14 protein-coding genes and 2 tRNA genes are annotated in these 15808 nt (G+C 30.3%); 5 read left to right on the plus strand and 11 right to left on the minus strand.

Going from position 1 to position 15808, the window contains the following annotated elements:
* Positions 1 to 40: 40 nt before the first annotated feature.
* The 11 genes from groL to EPJ79_RS05165 all read right to left on the minus strand — a co-directional run bounded on the left by groL (position 41) and on the right by EPJ79_RS05165 (position 10764).
* A complete protein-coding gene (groL, locus tag EPJ79_RS05115; RefSeq protein ID WP_147558309.1) occupies positions 41 to 1672 on the minus strand; it encodes a chaperonin GroEL in 1632 nt (543 codons plus the stop codon).
* 126 nt (positions 1673 to 1798) lie between these two features.
* Positions 1799 to 2008: a 30S ribosomal protein S21 gene (gene rpsU / locus EPJ79_RS05120; RefSeq protein ID WP_147527149.1), complete on the minus strand. Its 210-nt coding sequence runs from the start codon at positions 2006 to 2008 to the stop codon at positions 1799 to 1801.
* Between the two features lie 30 nt (positions 2009 to 2038).
* Positions 2039 to 2112, minus strand: a tRNA-Met gene (locus tag EPJ79_RS05125).
* Positions 2113 to 2130: 18 nt separating this feature from the next.
* Positions 2131 to 2203 (minus strand) — tRNA-Met (locus EPJ79_RS05130).
* A gap of 187 nt (positions 2204 to 2390) precedes the next feature.
* Positions 2391 to 3098: a periplasmic-type flagellar collar protein FlbB gene (locus EPJ79_RS05135; protein ID WP_147738681.1), complete on the minus strand. Its 708-nt coding sequence runs from the start codon at positions 3096 to 3098 to the stop codon at positions 2391 to 2393.
* 97 nt (positions 3099 to 3195) lie between these two features.
* Positions 3196 to 4353 carry a SpoIIE family protein phosphatase gene (locus EPJ79_RS05140; RefSeq protein WP_147738682.1) on the minus strand — a complete coding sequence of 386 codons (1158 nt, stop codon included), beginning with the start codon at positions 4351 to 4353 and terminating at the stop codon, positions 3196 to 3198.
* A gap of 42 nt (positions 4354 to 4395) precedes the next feature.
* Positions 4396 to 5712 carry an FtsW/RodA/SpoVE family cell cycle protein gene (locus EPJ79_RS05145; RefSeq protein ID WP_147738683.1) on the minus strand — a complete coding sequence of 439 codons (1317 nt, stop codon included), beginning with the start codon at positions 5710 to 5712 and terminating at the stop codon, positions 4396 to 4398.
* Positions 5705 to 7699 (minus strand): penicillin-binding protein 2, encoded by a 1995-nt coding sequence (mrdA, locus tag EPJ79_RS05150; protein WP_147738684.1) that lies wholly within the window; start codon positions 7697 to 7699, stop codon positions 5705 to 5707. Before mrdA ends, EPJ79_RS05145 begins: the two co-directional genes overlap by 8 nt.
* Positions 7700 to 7831: 132 nt before the next feature.
* Positions 7832 to 8983, minus strand: coding sequence for a DUF362 domain-containing protein (locus tag EPJ79_RS05155; protein ID WP_147738685.1), 1152 nt, complete (start codon positions 8981 to 8983; stop codon positions 7832 to 7834).
* Between the two features lie 10 nt (positions 8984 to 8993).
* The gene (locus tag EPJ79_RS05160; protein ID WP_147738686.1) at positions 8994 to 9998 is read right to left on the minus strand and encodes a glycosyltransferase family 2 protein; all 1005 of its coding nucleotides are present in this window, start codon (positions 9996 to 9998) and stop codon (positions 8994 to 8996) included.
* A 148-nt stretch (positions 9999 to 10146) separates the two neighbouring features.
* Complete coding sequence (locus tag EPJ79_RS05165; protein WP_147737489.1) at positions 10147 to 10764, minus strand: hypothetical protein; 618 nt, start codon at positions 10762 to 10764, stop codon at positions 10147 to 10149.
* A gap of 271 nt (positions 10765 to 11035) precedes the next feature.
* Between EPJ79_RS05165 and EPJ79_RS05170 the strand changes: the two genes are divergently transcribed.
* The 5 genes from EPJ79_RS05170 (at position 11036) to metE (ending at position 15580) form a co-directional block, all read left to right on the plus strand.
* Positions 11036 to 11518 carry a glutathione peroxidase gene (locus EPJ79_RS05170; protein ID WP_147738687.1) on the plus strand — a complete coding sequence of 161 codons (483 nt, stop codon included), beginning with the start codon at positions 11036 to 11038 and terminating at the stop codon, positions 11516 to 11518.
* Positions 11519 to 11588: 70 nt separating this feature from the next.
* A complete protein-coding gene (locus EPJ79_RS05175; protein ID WP_147738688.1) occupies positions 11589 to 12305 on the plus strand; it encodes an AzlC family ABC transporter permease in 717 nt (238 codons plus the stop codon).
* On the plus strand, positions 12298 to 12627 hold the full coding sequence (locus tag EPJ79_RS05180; RefSeq protein ID WP_147527952.1) for a branched-chain amino acid transporter permease: 330 nt from the start codon (positions 12298 to 12300) through the stop codon (positions 12625 to 12627). Before EPJ79_RS05175 ends, EPJ79_RS05180 begins: the two co-directional genes overlap by 8 nt.
* 20 nt (positions 12628 to 12647) lie before the next feature.
* Positions 12648 to 13058 carry a C-GCAxxG-C-C family (seleno)protein gene (locus EPJ79_RS05185; protein ID WP_147547557.1) on the plus strand — a complete coding sequence of 137 codons (411 nt, stop codon included), beginning with the start codon at positions 12648 to 12650 and terminating at the stop codon, positions 13056 to 13058.
* Positions 13059 to 13336: 278 nt separating this feature from the next.
* Positions 13337 to 15580: a 5-methyltetrahydropteroyltriglutamate--homocysteine S-methyltransferase gene (gene metE / locus EPJ79_RS05190; protein WP_147738689.1), complete on the plus strand. Its 2244-nt coding sequence runs from the start codon at positions 13337 to 13339 to the stop codon at positions 15578 to 15580.
* The last annotated feature ends 228 nt before the right edge of the window (positions 15581 to 15808 follow it).

Consider the following 15808-nt stretch of genomic DNA (forward strand, 5'->3'; position numbering starts at 1 on the left):
ATCAGGGCTTTATCTTTATAAAAATATTTGAGGCTAATTATTAATACATACCGCCCATTCCTCCGCCAGGCATTGGCGGCATAGGTTTTTCAGGTTCAGGTATGTCTGTAATGATAACTTCAGCGGTTAGAACTTGACTCGCTATTGAAGCTGCATTTTGTAGAGCGCTCCTTGAAACTTTAGCAGGGTCTATAATTCCCGTCTTCAACATATCAACCCATTCGTTTGTAAGAGCGTTGAATCCCATATTGCCTTTTTGCTTTTTAGCTTCTATAGCGACTACAGAACCGTCCAAACCAGCGTTTGCCGCTATCATTCTTATAGGCTCTTCTATAGCTCTTTTTACTATATTAACTCCAACCTGTTCGTCAGCGTTTTCTAATTTTATAGAATCTAATTTAGCTTGAGCATGCAAGTAGGTTATTCCGCCTCCTGGAATTACGCCTTCTTCAACAGCCGCTCTTGTAGCGGATAAAGCGTCTTCAACTCTCGCTTTTTTCTCTTTCATTTCAACTTCAGTAGCGGCTCCAATATTAATTACCGCGACTCCGCCCGAAAGTTTTGCAAGTCTCTCTTGTAATTTTTCTCTGTCGTAATCGCTATCCGTTTCTTCGATTTGTTTTTTAATTACTGAAACTCTCGCTTGAACTTCGCCTTTCTTTCCGCCGCCTTCTACTATAGTCGTGTTTTCTTTATCAACGGTAATTTTTTTAGCTTTTCCAAGTTGTTCTAAAGTAGCGTTTTCAAGTTTCATTCCCAAATCTTCGCTTATAACTTGTCCGCCCGTAAGTATTGCTATATCTTCCAACATAGCTTTTCTTCTGTCTCCAAAACCTGGCGCTTTAACTGCGCATACATTCAAAACGCCTCTCATTTTATTTAATACCAAAGTTGCCAAAGCCTCGCTTTCAATATCTTCGGCGATAATAATGAAAGGTTTTCCCGTTTGAGCGATTTTTTCAAGCACAGGAAGAAGTTCTTTCATATTTGAGATTTTCTTCTCATATAATAAAACTAAAGCGTCTTCCAATTCCGCTGTCATACTGTCGGCATTTGTTACAAAATAAGGAGATATATAACCTCTATCGAATTGCATACCTTCAACCAATGATAAATTAGTTTCCAAAGATTTTGCTTCTTCAACTGTTATAACGCCTTCTTTTCCTACTTTTTCCATAGCATCGCTTATAAGCTCGCCTATTTCATTATCATTATTAGCGGAAATTGTCGCAACTTGAGCAATCTCTTCTTTGCCTTTAATTTGTTTCGCTTCCGACTTTATATGAGCGACTATTTCATTAACCGCTTTTTCAATTCCTCTTTTAATAAGCATAGGATTTGCGCCGCTTGTAACATTTTTAAGTCCTTCTTTAACCATAGCTTGAGCCAAAACCGTAGCGGTTGTGGTACCGTCTCCTGCCACATCGTTAGTTTTAGTAGCGACTTCTTTAACAATTTGAGCGCCCATATTTTCAAAAGGGTCTTCCAATTCTATTTCTTTAGCGATTGTAACGCCATCGTTTATAATTGTCGGAGGACCGAATTTTTTGTCTATAACGACATTTCGTCCTCTTGGTCCTAAAGTTACTTTTACCGCATTAGCCAAAGCGTCAACTCCTCTCATAAGCGAGCGTCTGGCTTCTTCGTCAAATAATAGCTGTTTTGCTGCCATAAATTTTCTCCTTTCAAACAAATATTAAATATTAATAATTTTTTCTATATTTAAAATATTTTCATTTTAAAATCGTAAATATTATACGATAAAAAATAAATATTTTCAAGTATAGATTGATTAGATTTATAATAAACCTAATCGTCTTTCTTTTTTGATTTTTCTTTTCATTCTTTTAATAGCTTTCTCTCTTTGAAGTTTTTTTTCGAGAGAAGGCTTTTTATAGAATTGCTTTTCTTTTAATTCCTGTAAAATAGCTTCGTTTTCGCATGCTCTACGAAATCTTTTTATAACGCTTTCTACAGGTTCTCCTTCGTTAGCGAATACTCTTACCAATTAACTCACCTTCCTTTTTTATAAAATAATTAGCGGCGAAGGGACTTGAACCCCTGACACTGCGGATATGAGCCGCATGCTCTAACCACCTGAGCCACGCCGCCGTAAAGTCGTTAGACTATTAGCGGGGACAGGACTTGAACCTATGACCTTTGGGTTATGAGCCCAACGAGCTACCAACTGCTCCACCCCGCGATATTAAATAAATATTCAAATATAATATATTATTTTATTTTAAAGTCAAGCGTTTTTTTACAAATTCTTTTATTTAATAGTTTGCTACAAATTATAAATATCAGTATTTTATTATAATTGAAATATTAATTTAAACTTATAAGTATTATTTTCAATATAGAAAAACTATTTTTTAAAATAAATATTTTTATGTTCCCATATCAATTACGGCATCGTTTAGCATATCGGAATCAGGATACGAAGGAAAATCGTTTGGCGAAGAAGGAACGGTATTATTTCTTGGATTTGTTCTCGCTTCATATTTTTCAAGTATTCTTGCCGCAACCGATGCGTCCATTAAACTTAAAAGATAAGAGGTTGTGCTATTTCGTCCTTCCGTAGCGGCTATGGAATCCATTTCTAAAAGAACATCTATAACCAAATCGTCCGAACCGTTTTGAGCCAACTGATTAAGAAGAGCGACAGAATTTTGAGGAGGCATACTATTAATTTTATTTGCCAAATCTGTAAGAACAAGTTGATATTGCGAAGATGCGTCCATAGTAGCCTGATAATTAGACCAAGCGCTTAATAAATTTTGTCTGTCTTGTTCTATTAATTCGGACTGTGAATTTAATTCAATCGCCCTGCTTGCAATTAAAGATTCTTGAGCCTCAATATCTTTTTCTCTCAAATTAAAAGATTCTCGCATTTTTGCTAAATCGTCTCTTGCCAAAAGCGACATATCTTCCACTCTCGGTTTGCTTATAAATCTCGATAAAAGCGGAACATTTGGCGCTATTCTCGTTCGCATTAAAGTATAATAATTTACAACGCCGAATACATCGAACATATAAAGCAAAGCTATGAAAGCTATTAAATTAACTATAATCAAAATTCCTATCTTCAATTTCATAATTTATTATCACCGCCAATATAAATATAATACATGTAAAATAATAATATGTCAACTAATATATTATCGAAATAAAAAAATATTTTGTTATAATTTTTTAATCGGTTCTTCTTAATAATATCATGCTTATATCGTCAGTGAGAGAATTATTTGAAAAGTATTTTATTTCCCGAATTATATTATCTTTTATTACATTAATATTTTTATGCATATTTTTTAAAAATATAGATTTTAATTTTTCATCTCCAAGCATTTTATTATTGTCGTCAAATATCTCGTAAGCGCCATCCGTAAATAAAAATAAAGTGTCATTATGAGCAAGTTTTATGCTTGTTTCCGTATATTTGCTTTCTTCAGTCATTCCAATTAAAGGACCGTCAATATCTAAAAAATCAATCTTATTAAAAAAATTAGAATAATATAAAGGTTTTGGCGAACCTCCCGAAGAAAATAAAAAATATCCCGTTTCATTATTATAAACGGCGTAAAATACCGAAGCGAATAAACTTTTATCAAAACCTTCGTCTATAAAAAAATTATTTAATTCTTTCAAAAAAACTGATGGAGAAGTATTTTTTGAATCGATAATCGCATGAGAATCAAAAAAAGATTTTATTAAAATTGTAAGCATACTCGCAGCCACGCCATGTCCTGAAACATCGGCAAGCAAAATTGCATAACAACCGTCATTTATCTGCTTTATTCCGCTATAATCTCCCGATACTTCGTTTGGAGCATAATGATAAATCGCTATATCGTTTTTTGGTATTGAAACATTTCCATAAGAGAGAATGCTTTTTTGCAATTTTGAAGCGTATTCAATGTCTTTTTTTAATATATCCATATACATTATATTTGATTCAACGGCTTTTTTTAATCTTATATAGGATTTCATTTTTAATAAAAAAATATCTATGTCGATTGATTTTTGAAAAAATCCGTCAGCTCCGCATTCAAAAGATTTTATACATTCCGCTTTATTGTCGTTTGCCGTCATAAAAAGTATAACCGTATTATTTATAAGATTATCCGCGCTTATTCTTTCCGCTAATCTGAAAGCTCCGCCGAAAGGAAGCATATAATCTACAATAATGCAATCTGGAATTTTCTCATAAGTTAAATTAATCGCTTCTTCATAAGATACGGCAATATAACATAAATATCCGTCTTTTTTTAAGGCGTTTTGTATAAATTTAGCGTAATCTATATTTGAATCGACTATTAAAATTTTTTCAGTTAAAATATTGCTTTTCATAATTTGAAACTTTATTATAATATATTTTTAAATTGTAAATTATTAATGAACATATCTTCTTGCCTCGACATTAAATATAAGCCCTATAGACATTGAAAAAGTTAAAATTGAAGAGCCTCCGCTACTTACGAAAGGCAAAGTTAATCCCGTAATAGGCATTATTCCCACAACCATTCCTATATTGATTATAACATGGCATAAAAACATAGCTATTATTCCCGCGACTATTAAAGCTCCGAGTCTGTCTTTTGCAAAATAAGCGACTGTTATTCCTCTTATAAAAATTATCGCATAAGCTATAACGACTAAAGCGCTTCCTATAAATCCCCATTCTTCGCATATATTTGAAAAAATAAAATCGTTTACCTGTTGAGGAATAAAATTTAATTGAGATTGGCTTCCGTTTAAAAATCCTTCTCCAAATAATCCTCCGCTTCCAACGGCTATTAAAGACTGAATTATATTATAACCCGAACTTAATCTTGTTAATTGAGGATTCATAAATACTAAAAGCCTTTCTTTCTGATAAGTTTTTAATCCTATATCGAATACCAAAGCGGCGCACAAGCTTAAAAATAAAACGAAAAACATAAAAGATAATAATTCTATATATTTATTGCTCATATAAAAGTTAATCGTTAAAAGTAAAACCGCTATAAATAATAATATTCCAGCAAGATAACCTATATAAATTCTTTGAGATAAAAAATTAAAAAGAACATTATTTATATCGTCCGACATTCTTTTATATTCTAAAAACATTGGAATAGAAAGCCCTATTATTCCTATGCTCATCAAAGCTACAATGTATCTAATGGGAACTCCTCCGACAAAAAGCATAACGAAAACTATAAAACAATAAACCAAAACAGTTCCCAAATCTGGCTGCATCAAAACGAGAGCTATTGGAATAACTATAAACAAACCCGCAAGAGCAAAATATTTTTCTTCTTTTATTCTATCTCCTATTTTGTCTAAATATCCTGCTAAAAATATTATCATAATTAATTTTCCAAACTCCGAAGGTTGCATTCCAAAAAGCCAACTGCTGCTTCCGTTAATCGTAGTTCCAATATTAGGAATTAAAACTAAAATTAAAAGCGCAATCATTGGAATATATAAAGACATTCTATGCTCGGCTAATTTTGTATAATTTATAAACATAGTTATGCACATAATAACCAAGCCCGTAAAAGAAAAGAATAAATATTTCAAAAAAAGCCAACTCATTCTGCTCGCTTCAGCCGAATAAGTGGAAGAATAAACGGCGACTCCGCCAGCTATCATTAAAAATATTATTGAAAGTAATATTCTAAAGTCAAATATAAATAATTTTTTTATCTCTCTTTTTTCATTCATATTTTATCCTATTATCTTCTTCTCTTTTAGATTTTTTTCCGCCTTTTTCTTCGTCATTTTTTTCGCTTTCGCTATTTTCTAAAGCTTCCAATTCTCTTTGAAGTCTAAATTGCTCGTATATGAGTTGCATTCTATTATATATTGAATTTCTAACATTAATGGCATTCTCGCCCGAAAGTATAGAACGCAACATTGCCGTAGCGATTGGTCCCGCCGTGCTTCCTCCTCCGCCTCCGCTATGTTCAAGCATAACCGTAACCGCTACCATATCGTCCGTTGGTCTTTGATTATAAGGTCCGAAAATAGTAATCCAAGTATGGTCCTTACCTTGTGCGGTTTGAGCGGTTGAAGTTTTTGCAGCCAATTTAACATAAGGCGACCAAGCTCCATTTCTTGCAGTTCCGCCGTCTACAGCCATTCTCATTCCTTCTTTAACTATGGTAAATACATTTTGAGGAATATCTAATTTTTTAATTACAACTTTATCGTTATTGTATATAACTTCGTCAGTTTGCGAACTTCTTATTTCTTTAACGACATGAGGACGATACATAACGCCATCGTTTATAATTGCCGATGTAGCCATATGAACGGCTATAGGAGTTGCGGACATATAACCTTGCCCAATAGCATATTGCAAAGTATCGCCATCCCACCAATATTCGCCTATTTTCCTTCTCTTCCAATCTGCGCTCGGAACTACTCCTATTTTTTCGCCTGGCAAATCTATTCCTGTTGTAGAATTGAAGCCGAATATTTCAGCGTATTTTTTTATAAAATTTGGTCCAAGTTCATAAGCTAAATTATAAAAATAGGTATTGCATGAATATTGAATCGCTCTATACATATTTACATAACCATGCTCTCCAGTGCATCTATAAAATCTATTTTCAAGAGGCATTCCTCCGCCGCAAAATCTTGTAGTGTTTGCAGTAATTCTTCCTTCTGCAAGCGAACCTGAAGACAATATTAATTTAAAAGTTGAGCCTGGAGGATATCTACCTCTTATAGCTTTATTCCAAAAAGGATTTGCTGGATTATTTATAAGTTCTACATATTTTTCTCTGTCGATTTTTCCTATAAATATATTTGGGTCATACCAAGGCGCGCTTACCATTGCAAGAATCTCTCCCGTTGTAGGACGCGATACTATTATAGTTCCAACTTGTCCGTATAATAAATCTTCGGCGTCTTTTTGAATCTTTGAATCAATGCTTAAAATAAGTTTTTTTCCAGGAATCGGTCTTCCGACTGCAGGACTTATAGTTTCTTTAACTCTATTTCTTGAGTCAACTATCCATTGAACATATCCGTCAATTCCTCGAAGTTCTCTATCGTAAAATTGTTCGACTCCTTCTTTTCCAATCATGCTATTTCTTCTATAACCTTCGGCTCTCTTATCTTCAAATTCTTCTTGCGATATATTTCCTATATAACCCAAAATATGAGTCATAGTCTCGCCAAGCGGATAATTTCTAACAGATTTACTTCCGTAATAAACGCCTGGATATTCTTCGGAGCGTTCGGCTAAATAGCTAATCTGCTCCATAGTAATATTGTTAGCTATTTCTATTGATTCGTAACTATTTTTAGGAACTTTATCTAAAATAGATTTTATCTGTCCTAAATCTATATCAAATATTTTTGAAACTCTATATAAAAGCTCTTCTCTTTCAAAATAATTTTTAGGCAAATAAACGGGAATCATATACATAACATAAACTTTTACATTTTCCGCAACCATAACGCCGTTTCTGTCATATATTTCGCCTCTGTGAGCTTCAATCGGTATTATTTGTTCTTTATTGTTTCTTGATAAACCGCTATAATATTTATTCTTTATTATTTGCAAATAAAATAATCTTATTAAAAGCAAAGCGGATATAAAAACGCATACAAAAAGAATAACTAAAAGTTTTCTTCTATATCTAAAATCTTCGCCGACAAATTTTTTATCTTTATTAAAATCTATTTCAAACAAATTCATTGATTTTATCCTTTATTAAAGAATTTATTTTTAAGAATAATTTAAAATTATATTACAAAAAATACTTTTATCAATACTATAAATAACGGTATTATATAAATTAAATTAAAAATTTTTTATCAGAATTTAAAATTAAAATTTTCTTTTCAAAATTATCGCTTTATGCGGGCATAATTCCTGACAACAATAGCAAGTTATACATTTATCGTAATAATATTCAGGCGGATAATTTTTACCTTTTTTATTAAAATTAAGCGCAAGCGGAGTGACAGGACAAACTTTAACGCAAACGCCGCATTTTACGCATTTGCTATATTCTATTACGGGTTTCGGTATCATTATAGCGAATAATCTTTTTATTATTGGAAATGCGCTTAACTTCATTAAACTTCTTCCAATTCCGATTCTTTTATGCGGTTTTTTGAAATCATTAACTTTAATGCTTTCAATATTATCTCCGACTATTTCAATATTTTCTTTATTTGAAAATCCGAGTTTAAATCCCATTTTTATTGTTGGAATTAAATTATAATCGAAAGAGATTATTTGAGATGCGACATAATCTAAAGCGATAGCATCCGAAGATAATAATAAAACATTTAATTTTTTTGGGTTTCCGCTTCTTGGACCGTTTCCTTCCATAGCCATAATTCCGTCCATTATATATAATTTCGGATTAATTAATTTATTCAAATCTAAAAGCATTGTAGAAAAATCGTCAAAATCGGGAAGTTTCAAATGATACTCCGCTTTTCTAAATCCCGGGATGCAACCAAATTGATTTTTTACCGCTCCCGTCATAATCGTTAAAGCATGCGATTTTAATTTTGGCAAACTTATTATCGTATCGGCTTCTAAAATCGGTTTTGCAATAGTAAAACTTTTTTCTTTTATTCCTTCGTTAAAACTTACGCCGATAGGTTCGTCAAAATCTGCATATTCAATATTTAGTTTTTCGGCAACTTCGCTTATTCCCGATTTTTGAGCTACAGAAATTCCTTTTCCAATTCCAGGAGAATCGCCATAAGAAATTTTTTTAATATTTTTCTTTTCTTTTATTTCTTGCAAAATTGAAATTATAGCTTCAAAAACTACGGGATGAGTAGTGACAGATTTTTCTGCAGATTCTGAAGCGAGTAAATTTGGTTTTAATAAAATTTTATCGCCTTCTTTAATAAATAAATCTATTCCGCCGAGCAAATCGATTCCTCTATTTATAGCCGATTTTACTTCGCTTAATTCGTAATTATCGCATTTTATTAAAGCTACTTTTATTTTATCCATAAAATTACCTCTAAACAATATCGTTTTTATAAAATTTAAATCTATTTTCTTTATAACGAATCGAAATATCTTTTGAAAATATTGAAAATCTTAAATAATTATATCTATATTTTACTTTTGAATAATATTCTTTAATCGATGCGGATTCTATTAAATCTATAAATTCTTTAGAAAAATATTTATAATCTTCTTTATCAATATTTTTTATAACTTTATTTAAAGTATTTTTTATAATTTCAAAAATTTTTCTTTCGTCTTCTTTATTAAAATTTTTCGTTCTAAATGCAAGAAAAACTTCCTGTTCGATATATTTTGCAAAAGATAGAGATTTATTTTTCCAAAAATTATATTCGCTATAAAATTCTTCCAAAATCTCAAACCATTTTTTTATCGCTACCGACAATATTTTAGGCTCTTTAATCGCTCTTTGAGAATCCTGTCCCGCTCTTTTAACATAATGATAATTTGCTTTATACTCAAAACTAACGGTTTTAACGAACATTAAAAGTTTATGCGAAAAAATTCCATCCTCGCCTGGTTGCACATTTAAAGGATATCTTAAAGTTTTATTTTCTTGTAAAATTTTTCTTTTTATAAACATTGAACAAGTAGGAAGCGCCGAATGAAAACCATGATTTTTATTTATTCTTTTATCTAAACTCCAAAAACTGCTTAATACTACCAAATCGCTGTCGTTTTTTTTAGCGTTATTATAAAATTTTTCAAAAAAATCTTCGTCTATATAATCGTCTCCGTCTACGCAAAATAAATATTCTCCGCTCGCTTTTTCAATTCCATCGTTCCTTGCCTCAGACACGCCCGCATTTTTTTTATCGATTATAATTATTCTTTCGTCTATTTCTTTATATTCTTTTAATATTTGCAACGAATTGTCAGTTGAGCCGTCATTTATACAAATTATTTCTAAATTTTTATAAGTTTGATTAATTACGCTTTCCAAACAATTTTTTAAATATTTTGATACATTGTAAATTGGTATAATAACTGTTATCATTTTTTTATTATACTAAAATATTGAAAGTTTGTCAAAATAAATTTTATTTAAGAAAATATTTATTTATAATCTACAATAAAGAAAGACGACACATTTTCACGCATCGTCTTTAATTGCCTTATTCTATATTTTATTTTTTCTATATTTTTTATCTAGTCGCCTTAAATATTAAATTTCCTAAAGCTGACACATGCACTTGTATAGTATTACCATCAATTTTTACATGAGCAACTTCTTTACCGTCTTTATACAACGCTTTAAAACCATCTCCCCAAGTTTTAGTATAAGGTTTAAGGTTTTTGTAATCGTAGTCATTGAAAGGTCCGCCGCTCAATGAAACTGCTCCGTTTGCTACCGTAATTGTTACTAAATAATTATTATATTCTTTATATCCTTTAGCTCCATTAGGGAATGTAATTGGCATATTAGTATTATATCTATGATTTGCTTTATCAGTATAAACTCCGTCTTTGCCTTTAAGTAATGCGGTATCTTCAGTTATAGTTTGTTCTGGTTTAACGGGGGCTGGTATTTTTTCCGTGTCTAGCGTAGGGTAAATTGGGGCTGGTATTTTTTCCGTATCTAGCGTAGGGTCAACTGGGTCTGGATTAATAGGGTCTGGCGCTTTGTTCGTATCAAAATTTTCAGTGTCTGCAATTTGGAATTCAGTAACTGCGGTTGGTTTTTTCTTACAAGCTACGGAAATTACGGCTACCATTATAGCTATGGCTATTACATAGAATAAGCGTTTTGTTTGTTTTTTCATAATATGCTCCTCGTTGGATTTACATCTCAACTTTTTAATTTATTTCTATACTTAAGATAAGAATTATTTTTAAATAGTCAATAACTTTTTATAATTCTTTAATTTTTTTATTTTAAAGATTAGTAAAAATTTTCACTTTTAAAATAAGTCGTTTTAATTTATAAAGATATATTAATCGCTATAATAATTTTATTATAAATTCTTTATTGATAAATTTTTAAATTAAAAATATAATAAATAAAAAATAAATTTTGAAAATGAGGATAAAAAAATGAGCGTATATGATTATATCGTAAAAGATTATAGCGGAAAAGATGTTAAATTAAGCAAATACGAGGGAAAAGTTTTATTAATAGTAAACACAGCGACAAAATGCGGATTTACAAAACAATATCCTGCATTGCAAGAATTATACAAAAAATACAAAAAAGAAGGTTTTGAGATTTTAGATTTTCCTTGTAATCAATTTGGAGGACAGGCTAAAGAACCTATAGAGGAAATATTAAAAATCAGAGAAGAAAATTACGGAGTTAAATTTAAATTATTCGATAAAATAAAAGTCAACGGAAAAGAAGCCGAACCTTTATATCAATATTTAAAAAGCGAAAAACCGACTGAAGAAGGCGTAGAAAAAATAAGATGGAATTTCACAAAATTTTTAATAGACAGAAAAGGAAAAATTGCAGGAAGATTTGATTCGAGAGTAAAACCTGAAGAGCTTGACGAAACTATAGAAAAATTATTAAAAAAATAGTTTTTTCTATAAATTAACTTTAACTTTATTTTATTAAAATTCTAAAAATATAAAATATGATTTAATATTTATGAATAAAGAAGATTTAATTAAAGCTTTAAAATATTCTTTTCCTATAACCGTTCCCGTTTTAATAGGTTATTTATTTTTGTCTATCGCTTATGGAATATTAATGAAAGCGAAAGGATTCGAGACTTGGCTTGCGCTTTTTATGAGTTTATTTGCATATTGCGGAAGTATGCAATATATCGCTGCAAATTATTTATTTTTAGCATCGTTTAATCCAATTTACGCTTTTATATTAACTTTAACCGTAAATTCGAGAATGAGTTTTGAGGGAATATCTATGGTTAGCAAATATAAAAATACGGGAATATTGAAACCTTTTTTAATATTTTTTATGACGGATGAAACTTTTTCAATTTTATATAGCGCAAAAATTCCAGAAAATATAAATAGAAAATATTTTTTATTTTTAGTTTCTTTTTTGGATTATTCTTATTGGGTTATCGGAACTTTAATCGGTTGTTTGCTCGGAGAGTTTGTAAAATTTAATACTAAAGGTTTGGATTTTGTTTTAACGGCATTATTTATAGTTATATTCACGGAACAATGGCTTGAAAATAAAGGGAGAAAAGCTTCAATAATAGGTTTAATATGTTCAACGCCGATATTAATATTTAAAACGAATACTTTTATAATTCTTGCTATGATTTTAATATTTGCGATTATAACAATAATTTATAATATAGAAAAATATAATAAATTACGAGAGAAAAATGAATAATAAAGAATTATTAATAACGGCTCTTATAATAGTTTTTGCTACAGTAATAATAAGATTTTTACCTTTTGTAATAATAAGAAAATCGATAGCCGAAAGAAAATATATAAAATTTTTAGGCGATATGATGCCTTATTCAATGATTGCCTTGCTTGTAATTTATTGTTTGAAAGAAGTTAATTTAATAAAATATCCTTATGGAATTCCCGAATTAATTTCTATAGCGATTATAATTATCTTGCATATTATTAAAAGAAATGTTTTAATAAGCATTGGAGTTGGAACTGTAATTTATATGATTTTAGTTCAAACGATTTTTATTTAAATTATATAATTGGAGTAATTATGGGATTATACGAATATTTATCTTCAGGTTTTGGCAAAGCGGAAGATTTAAATTGTGCCGAAAAAATATTATATGGAGCTAATGAAATATACGATTTGGGAATAGACAAAAACGATTTGAAAATGGCTGCGGGTTTCGGAGGCGGAATGGGAGTAGGAATTACCTGCGGAATAATAACGGGATGCATAATGGCGTTTTCAAAAGCTTTTATAATAGACAAAGGACATGAAAGTTCATTTTTAAAAGAAATAGAATTAGAATTTATAACGAGATTTCAGGAAAAAACGGGAGAGACTAATTGCATTCCTTTAGTTGAAAAATATAGAAGCCCAATAAATGGATGCGATTATATTCTTTTTGAAGCCTGCAAAATTTTTGACGATATTATGAATAGATATTATAAAAAATAACTTGACTTTTATAATAATTTTTTTTATAATTAAAAGCTACTTAAACTTAAGGTTTAAAGTATATATTTAGGGGAAATAAGGGTGAAAATCCCTTGCTGGCACGCAACCGTAAAGTCCAAAAATAATTGGCGAAGTCGGAATACCTATACAAATAATCGAGTCGAGCGCACTGGATTAGCTCACTCCTTTGTTTTAATTAAGGATATAATTTATAGAATTTTTTAAATATTAAAGAATTCTAGAGTTTTATATTAAATTTTTTATTTAAGGAGTTGCCTATGAGCAATATAATCGGATTTCCAAGAATCGGACAAAACAGAGAATTAAAAAAGACATTAGAAGCTTTTTGGAGCAATAAAGTCAATGAAAACGAATTAGAAAAAGTTTCTAAAGACTTGAGAGCAAAACATTGGAGTTTACAGAAAAATTTAGATTTCGTATGCGTCAATGATTTTAGTTTATACGATAATATGCTTGATATAGCGTATTATCTTGGTGCTAAACCTTCAAGGTTTAAAGATTTAGAGGGTTTAGAATTGTATTTTGCAATGGCAAGAGGACATAAGAATGGAGCGGCTTGCGAGATGACAAAATGGTTTAATACAAATTATCATTATGTCGTTCCTGAATTAAGCGTTAATGATAATTATAAAATAAATCCAAATCCAATAATTGAGCAATATAAAGAAGCTAAAGAATTAGGATATAAACCAAAAATATGTCTCATAGGACTTTTTACTTTTATAGCGCTCAGTAAATTTGACTCTAATGATTTTGATACAATTTTTGAGAAAGTAAAAAACGCATATTTTTTATTACTTGACGAAATAGTTAAATTAGATTCAAATATAATAGTTGAATTTAGCGAACCGATATTCGTGAAAGGAGAAGATAAAAGATTTTTTGGTAAAATTAAAGAAGTATATAATCAAATTAGCGCAAAAGGCATTAAGGCTATTGTCAGCACATTTTTTGAACATAGTAACGAATCAAGCGAGATTTTACTCAAAAGCGATATTTATGCTTTAGGTTTAGATTTTGTAGCTGGAAATAAAAATTTTGATATTCTTCAAAAATTTTCTAAAAGCGATAAAATCCTTTACGCTGGCATTATAGACGGTAGAAATATCTGGATAGCAAATATAGAATATAAACTTGAATTGCTTGAAAAAATCGGCAGTATTATTACGAAAGACAATATTGTAGTAAGTTCGTCTTGTTCGCTTTTGCATACGCCTTTTAGTAAAGATAACGAAGATAAAATAGACGAAGAAATATTATCTTGGTTTAGTTTTGCCAAAGAAAAAATTGAGGAGATTATAATTTTAGAAGAAGTTTTTAAAAACGGAATAAACTCTAAAGTAAAAGACTTTTTAGAAAAAAATAAACAAATTAATTTATCTCGTTCTAGTTCCGATAAAACCAATAATAAATTTATTAGAGAGCGAATAAATAAAATAAATCAAAAAGAGCGTTCGCTTCCATATAGAGAGCGTATAAAAATACAACATAAAGAGTTAGGATATTCAAATTTATCAACCACTACGATTGGTTCATTTCCTCAAACTCCAGAAATTAGAGCTTTACGATTAGGATATAAAAAAGGCGATATAGCCGAAAAAGAATATAAAGACGGTATAAAAAATTATATTAAAGACTGCGTTACTTTTCAAGAGGATATTGGATTAGATATATTGGTGCATGGCGAACCAGAGCGAAACGATATGGTAGAATATTTTGGCGAACAAATGGAAGGTTTTGTATTTAGTAAGAATGCATGGGTGCAAAGTTATGGCAGTCGCTGCGTAAAACCACCTATTATTTACGGAGATATATCTCGTCCAAAAGCAATGACGGTAGAATGGATAACTTACGCTCAAAGTCTTACAAAAAAGATTATGAAAGGTATGCTTACGGGACCGGTTACAATATTAAATTGGAGTTTTGTTAGAGACGATATTAGCAGGGAATCTGTATGTAAACAAATAGCTCTTGGCATTATGGACGAGATTGACGATTTACAAAAAGCGGGAATTAAGATTATTCAAGTCGATGAAGCCGCTTTTAAAGAAGGCTATCCTCTACGAACCGAAAATATTAAAGAATACGAAAAATGGGCGTTAGAATGTTTTAAAATTGCCACAGCTATAGCAAAACCAGAGACTCAAATTCATACTCATATGTGTTATAGCGAGTTTAACGATATTATTAAAACGATTGAAAAACTTGACGCCGATGTAATAAGTATAGAGACGACAAGAAGCGGAAACGAATTGCTTAAAGTATTCAAAAAAATCGGCTATACTCATGAAATCGGACCTGGCGTATATGATATTCATAGCCCAAGAATACCAAGCGTTGAAGAAATCAAAAATCAAATTAAAGCTTTGTTAGAAGTTTTGCCGAAAGAACAACTATGGATAAATCCAGACTGCGGATTAAAAACTCGCAAATGGGAAGAAATTAAACCGAGTCTAAAAAATATAGTAGAAGCTACTCAATCGATACGACAAAGCATATAAATTATTTTTATATTGATTTTAATTATTAAAGAGGTTTTGAATATTTATATTATTTAAAAGCCTCTTTTATTTATTTTTATAAAAACAACTTGACAAAATAATATTTTATTATATAATTTATTTATTATGTTATATAATCGTTTATCTTATAACTGTGTGACCGTCAACCGTCAACCGTCAACCGTCAACCGTCAACGCTAAAATTATGTTTATTTAATTTTTTCTATT

Origin of the sequence: Brachyspira aalborgi (genome assembly GCF_008016455.1) — a bacterium.
Classification (GTDB): domain Bacteria; phylum Spirochaetota; class Brachyspiria; order Brachyspirales; family Brachyspiraceae; genus Brachyspira; species Brachyspira aalborgi.

Coding starts and splice junctions, on each gene's coding strand:
- EPJ79_RS05175 (WP_147738688.1), top strand. CDS start 11,589: ATGAATAAAGAAGATTTAATTAAAGCTTTAAAATATTCTTTTCCTATA.
- EPJ79_RS05185 (WP_147547557.1), top strand. CDS start 12,648: ATGGGATTATACGAATATTTATCTTCAGGTTTTGGCAAAGCGGAAGAT.
- EPJ79_RS05145 (WP_147738683.1), bottom strand. CDS start 5,712: ATGAATGAAAAAAGAGAGATAAAAAAATTATTTATATTTGACTTTAGA.
- groL (WP_147558309.1), bottom strand. CDS start 1,672: ATGGCAGCAAAACAGCTATTATTTGACGAAGAAGCCAGACGCTCGCTT.
- EPJ79_RS05135 (WP_147738681.1), bottom strand. CDS start 3,098: ATGAAATTGAAGATAGGAATTTTGATTATAGTTAATTTAATAGCTTTC.
- EPJ79_RS05165 (WP_147737489.1), bottom strand. CDS start 10,764: ATGAAAAAACAAACAAAACGCTTATTCTATGTAATAGCCATAGCTATA.
- EPJ79_RS05170 (WP_147738687.1), top strand. CDS start 11,036: ATGAGCGTATATGATTATATCGTAAAAGATTATAGCGGAAAAGATGTT.
- EPJ79_RS05140 (WP_147738682.1), bottom strand. CDS start 4,353: ATGAAAAGCAATATTTTAACTGAAAAAATTTTAATAGTCGATTCAAAT.
- EPJ79_RS05155 (WP_147738685.1), bottom strand. CDS start 8,983: ATGGATAAAATAAAAGTAGCTTTAATAAAATGCGATAATTACGAATTA.
- EPJ79_RS05160 (WP_147738686.1), bottom strand. CDS start 9,998: ATGATAACAGTTATTATACCAATTTACAATGTATCAAAATATTTAAAA.
- EPJ79_RS05180 (WP_147527952.1), top strand. CDS start 12,298: ATGAATAATAAAGAATTATTAATAACGGCTCTTATAATAGTTTTTGCT.
- metE (WP_147738689.1), top strand. CDS start 13,337: ATGAGCAATATAATCGGATTTCCAAGAATCGGACAAAACAGAGAATTA.
- mrdA (WP_147738684.1), bottom strand. CDS start 7,699: ATGAATTTGTTTGAAATAGATTTTAATAAAGATAAAAAATTTGTCGGC.